We start from the raw sequence: 5,899 nt of genomic DNA on the forward strand, positions 1-5,899 counted from the left end.
GCCCCAGGTTTGCCACCATCCGGTCAGCTTTCCGACTGCCATAATGCCTGTTGTGTCCGGGTCCTCCTATGGTGGTGGTGATTGAGGTTCTGTTGCTGTTGCCCTTTATGCTTGTAGCGTAAATATTGAACCTGTCATTTCCGCCTCCGCCATTGACGGCAAGGCCGGCCTGGGCCGGAATGTTGAAAATATCGCTGGTTTCCGGGCCATTGATAATCTCAAAGTTTCTGAAAATTGACGCCCATGTGTCATAGGTGTTCCGCGACCCGGTTGACCTGAGTGTATAGAATAAACGACCTTTGCTGTTTGTATCGGGAGAGCAGGGAGTTACATTCTTTGCAGGACACGAGAGCCTCACTGAGTCCCGGTCCACAAACAGGTTAAGCCGGACCAATTCCGGAGCCGTGACTGCCCGGCTCAAATCCAGCGTATCTTTGCCCGGGCCCCCGTTTAAATGGGTAAACGCCGGTAGCTTCAGCATGAAAAGTGTGTCATCCCCGCCCCTGCCATTAAAGTTGCGGAGGGAACCTCTGGACACATAAATGTTGTCTTTATCATCACCGGAAAGTCTTATCCTGCCATACCCGGTGTCCTCCAGGACAAAGTTGTTGACCGTTAAGCTATGCTTCAGGTCAACCTTCACATCACGACTCACGGGCAATTGAAAGAGCAGCGTATTGGCGCCGTTGCCCCCGTCCAGAGAGGTTCCGGTTTGCCAGAGCGCGTTAATGATCACCCGGTCGTCTCCGTCCCCCATGCTCACCTTGTCCAGGCCACCCCCGGTGCTGAAAATATCCGTACCATTGCTGCCAAAGTAAGTATCATCTCCCGGAGTCCCGGCAATCTGGTCGATCGCATTGAACACCGTCTGGTGATAACGCCAACTGCCTGTTTCGCTGGTATTCCGCCATCGGGTCTGTACGATGCCCTCCGTGACATTGACGGTCATCCCATCCAGTTGATACGTTGAGAGGGTGACCTTAACGCTGAGCCCCCTGGATCTTCGTTTCAGGAGCCGGGTACCATAAACACTACCAAGATTGTCGTGTATTAGCAGATTGTGTCCCTTCTCATCAGTAATAACGGTGGAATTACCCAGGCCGACAATAAATATGTTATTGCCTCCCATGTCCCTGAGCCTGTCATCTCCTCCCATGCCACGCAATACGTTATCTGCGGACGGGTTACCCGTCAGCTGGTCATTGCCCGGGCCGCCAATAATGACGGGGATGCCAGAGTGTCGACCTGAAGACAGGTCAAGGTGAACCGTCGGCATAATCACAGAACTGTTGTATGCGGCGGAGATACCGCATTTATCACGAAAAGGCTTATCAAAGGTATAATCCATCTCCAGCATGTCCAGGGTTTCGGACATTGGCTGACCGGGGAACAGTTCGCTCCATGTATACGGATCACTCCATTTCAGCAACGGTGCGTTCAATTGAAGCGACGGACTCGATTTCAGCAACTCTCTATGACCAAGTCCAAATAGTTTTTGGTCGCTGTGTTGTTGTCTGCGACCGTCTGCATCGGTTTGAACCAATTTTAAAGCCATTGTGTGCCATGGTCTTAAAAAGCCAATACCATACTTCTTCATGAGTTGGGTTGCGCCTTCCAGGAGCACCCGCTGTTGACCCAGCTCCAGGGTCAGCCTGCGTAAAAAACCACTCTGTGGGGTGCATATGGAAGAGGTGAAACCAAGCTCAATCACCAGCCTGATATTATTGCTTTCCTGACTGCCAATCCTGTGCAGGCCCGCGCCAAGGGTTTTTCCCTCGTTGGCAAGGCTCGCCAGCTCAGCCTCTTTGCGCCATTTAGCCCGGGGGAATTCACCGACAGGTTTTTCAGGGTAGCGATTTAATAAGGCCAGCATCTCCTCTGTTGAAAAGGTGTAGTCCTCCGCTACCCTTTTGACACTGCAGGCTTCTGTGCCTGAATTAATATGAGCCGAGAGAGTGGTGTTCCTCAGGCTTGTCAGGGCCTCAGTCATTGACAGGGAAGGGGGGGTGCCTGCCACGTCCTCCCAGTAAAAAATGCAGGGATTGGCTTGTACTGTTTCGAAATGACGTAAACCGCGAGTGTGAAAGTCAAGGGTCACTTTCTGCCCCGGTATTTGATGGCTAAAAAACAGGCGCAGGCTCTTGTCAAAAGGATTGATGGTCAAACTGACCTTACGAGCGTCATGGCACGATTCACCTGATTTTTTCCAACGGATGACCAGCACGGGCCATTTTCCTGTCGGAGGCTCCTGGCGTTTATGGATATGAATCCGGTGGTTACCGAGATCGCTGCCACGACGCAGCAAGAGGGTATCGGCATGGGTACCCGTATACACCTCGTGCCTTCCCTCACCCAGCAACACCGTGTTAAAGCCGCTGCGCAACCGAACCCTGGTTCTTCCGCCGTTTGCGGCCACGGTGTCGTTCCCGCCCCGGACATCCAGGGTATTGGTGCCATTGGTGATCACGAAAACGGTATTACTGTGGTCTCCCTGAATGGTGTCATTACCCGGGGAACCCTGGATGACCTCCACATCTTCCAGCTGCTCTCCTTCCAGCAAGCTAAACCGGTTCCGGTGGGTGAGGTCCAGCTTAAGACCCTTTTTTCTGAGACGGTAAGAAACGGTGTCCCTGCCAGGACCTCCATGGACCTCGTTCAAGCCATCGCCCAACAACGCCAGATCATTACCCGAACCCAGGTATATCCAGTTCCTCCCGGTGCCGTTGCCGGCATTGACAAAATCGTTTCCGCCCAGGGTAAAGGCTATATTTTTACCCCCCCTGAAATAAATGTTGTTGGGCTGCTCAGTTCCGGTCACTATCAGACCCTGCTTCGACCCCATCACATTTTCAATACTGTTAATCGGCCCTCCGGTTTCCAGAAGCTGACAGAGGGTTGTGTAAAATAAGGTGGGCTCATTGGGTCTGTCCCTTTGGCTGCGCACTCTCAGTCCATTCTTGCTAAAGTAGTACAAATCCCCGGTTTCTGAACCCTCGTTTTTTGATAGCAGGTAAACGCCCTGATCCGAAAGATAGGCATAGCCTGTTCGTGTATTTCCTCTCCAGTTCTGGTCGGTTCTATACCTGACTTTACCAATTTTAAAGTATTTCCGATGGCCGTATTTATCAGAGACCCTTGCTACTTTTGTGTGCTTTTTGTCATACCCCATCAGCAAAGTTTCATGGATCAATTTTTGGTGAATCACTTTACGCGTGTAGTCAGCTTTTATAACCGCCAGCGGGGCAATGTAGAATAGGTTTGGGTGCAGATCTACATCGATACCGTTGCGTTTATTGAAATCAAAGTCGCGCCCATCATACGAACGTCCTATGCCAAAGAGTCCGAAAAGCTCTGTTTGAGATGTTTCATTGCCATCTGGCGAAAAGCGCAAAAGATTATGGTACTTCAGGTATTCAGCAAAACGGCTGCTCCAGCGTCCGGTTTGCAGGTCAGCCTTGAATAATGCGACGGAGTTCGTCTGGCTAAGACGATAGTAATGCGTACCCACTATGTGTCGGCCGCCGAAGCGGATAGATCGGGGAACCTTGATCTCGCGTGGCATAATCAGGGTGTCATTGCCTGATCCGCCGATAATAATTGCCGTGCCTATACCCGGATCAAGCCGGTCATCTCCTTCACCGCCATCTTGTTTGACATATCCAAGGCCATGGATGAGAGTGTCGTCATCGAGGCCGCCGAGCTGCAGCTGGCCGTTAATGATGGTGTCCCTGCCCGGTCCGCCATAGCCGATCCCGAGATATTTTGGCAGATGAAGCAAGTCGTTGCCACGACCGCCATGGGCCTCCCCTGACTTGCCAATCCAGATATGATCACGACCAGGACCCCCTTTCGCCTTCCCTGTCTTTTCAATCCGGATAACATCATTGCCGTCAGAGCCTTCTGCGAGACCTTCCTTAAGAAACAGCCGGTCATGGCCTGATCCGCCATAGAGCTCCCCCTCGTCAATGATCAGGGTGTCATCGCCACCGAAACCATAAAATATCTTGTAGCCTTTCCTGCCCAGCATGAAGTCCGCCTCCTTCGTCCCCATCTCTGTGTGGTGCCGCTTCTGAAAGTCCAGAAAGGCAAGGCCTTTTTTTGTCCCGGACAGTGACCTTTTCCGGGATATCAACAGTTCTTCAAGGTTTTCCTCATACTTTCTCTGCTTAAGAAACTGGCCGGCATCGGCGTGGTACTCAAACCTTGAATATCCTTTTTCCTCAAAGGATTTGGCCATGTTGTTAATGTATTGATCGAAGCCATCGCTGGCCAGCAAGGCGTCAAAATCCTGGTAGGCATTGTTGGGTGGCATGCATTCTGCGATAGCGGTGATCACGAAGCCGAGCATAATGTTGATCAGGTCAACAACCATTCCCAGCTTTGGAGCGACAAAGTCCAGTAACATGCTCAGAGTATCAAGCACCATCGAAACCTTAGTCAGGGCTATCATTGTCTCGTAATAGCCCACCTGTTTAGTGTTGCCGGCCTTTTTTGCCTCGTCTTTGGCCATGTAGAGAGAGATTGTGGTAATTATGGAACCGGTCAAGGAAATGACATTACCGATAACCGGCGCCGTCATGGCCGTGACCCTTGAGGCTTTTGCTAATTTTGAGGTTTGCTTCAGGGCATCAAGAGCCGGGTCCGCTGCATCGGCCACCTTGATAAGGTGTTTGCTTTTGTCAGTCAGCAGCCACTGGGCGGTCAAGCCCAGGTTATAGATTGCGCCGCCGATCGTCAGGCCTGCCCCGGCATAGGTCAGGTCTCTGGTTTTATCAGACAGTGCATCTCCGTATTTCTCCAGGTTTTTAAGGGTCTGAATACCACCGGCAAGGCCCACCGCGGACATCCCCACGCCGAAAGCCATTTTGGTACGAATGTACCTTTTGCTATTCGCAAATTTCCCGAGCGCATTGCTAAATTTGCGCCACTTGCTCTTCAACTTGCCTGACCGTATATCTCCCGGATCAGCGCCATCCCCGCCAGGTTGGCCCCGGGTCCTGAGCTGCTCCATGAATTCCTGATTGCCAAGCAGCTTTTCCTTTACATAGCGGGTGTCGTCGGCACTGTAGCCTGATTCATTGAGCAAAGTGACTACCCGGTCAATGGCTTTTTCTGGCGTCAGTCCCTGCCGTTCCCGAAGCGCCTGCCGGAAGAGGATAATAAGCTTTCTGCGGAACTCCGGGGTGTCCATAAGGTCTTCGGTGGCCACCGCCGCAAAGCGCGTCTGTTCCAGCAGCAGTAAGGCGTCTGCCAGCAAACCTTTGTCACCGGCGGCCAGCCTGACATGGTTAAAGCGGTCACTGAACTCAATGTCATCCAGGTGTCCGCTAACCCGATCCATCAGGGCCATCACGGTCCTGATCTTGCCGGAGCCGTCGCAAAGCACGCAGTCCGGGGCTGGCAACCTTGCTGCCTGACCGTCTGGCAAACCGGCCTTGTCCAGATTCAGCAGAGCCCTTCGGAAATCACGGTCGCTCACATCAACGATGCCGGCCATCTGGCTCATATCGATATCGCTTCTGAGTGCGGCAACGCTGTCGGCAACGTTCTGGCGAATCTCCCCGGCCAGAATGCGGGCTTCGGAGGTGCCCTGCTGGTTCAGTTTGTCTGCCAATCCGATAAAGCTGGTCAGGCGATCCAGCAGGCCGGAGAGCGTCAGCTTGCCCTCTTTAACCATGAACTCGCTGATCAGCACATCCGGCGGCAGGCTGTCCACACCTTCTGGCAGTCTGATCCGCTTCTGTTGCAGAGCCAGGAATGATTTTGTCTGATCCTCCGGTTTCAGCCCCTGCAGCAAAGCCAGTGCTGCCGCCGCTGTCAGTGGGCTGGGAGCACCGTTGCCCAGCACCAGTATGCGTTGGGCAGGCATTAGGTAGGAAGCATCGGCGGTGATTGAGGG

The 5,899-nt window shown here is 52.8% G+C and carries 1 protein-coding gene; it reads right to left on the minus strand.

Features of this window, described 5'->3' with window-relative positions:
* Positions 1-5,899, minus strand: a 5,899-nt coding sequence (locus tag KDK19_RS21185; protein ID WP_257292887.1) for a calcium-binding protein, incomplete at both ends; no start/stop codon positions are given.

Origin of the sequence: Endozoicomonas sp. ONNA1 (assembly GCF_024606325.1) — a bacterium.
Taxonomy (GTDB): domain Bacteria; phylum Pseudomonadota; class Gammaproteobacteria; order Pseudomonadales; family Endozoicomonadaceae; genus Endozoicomonas_A.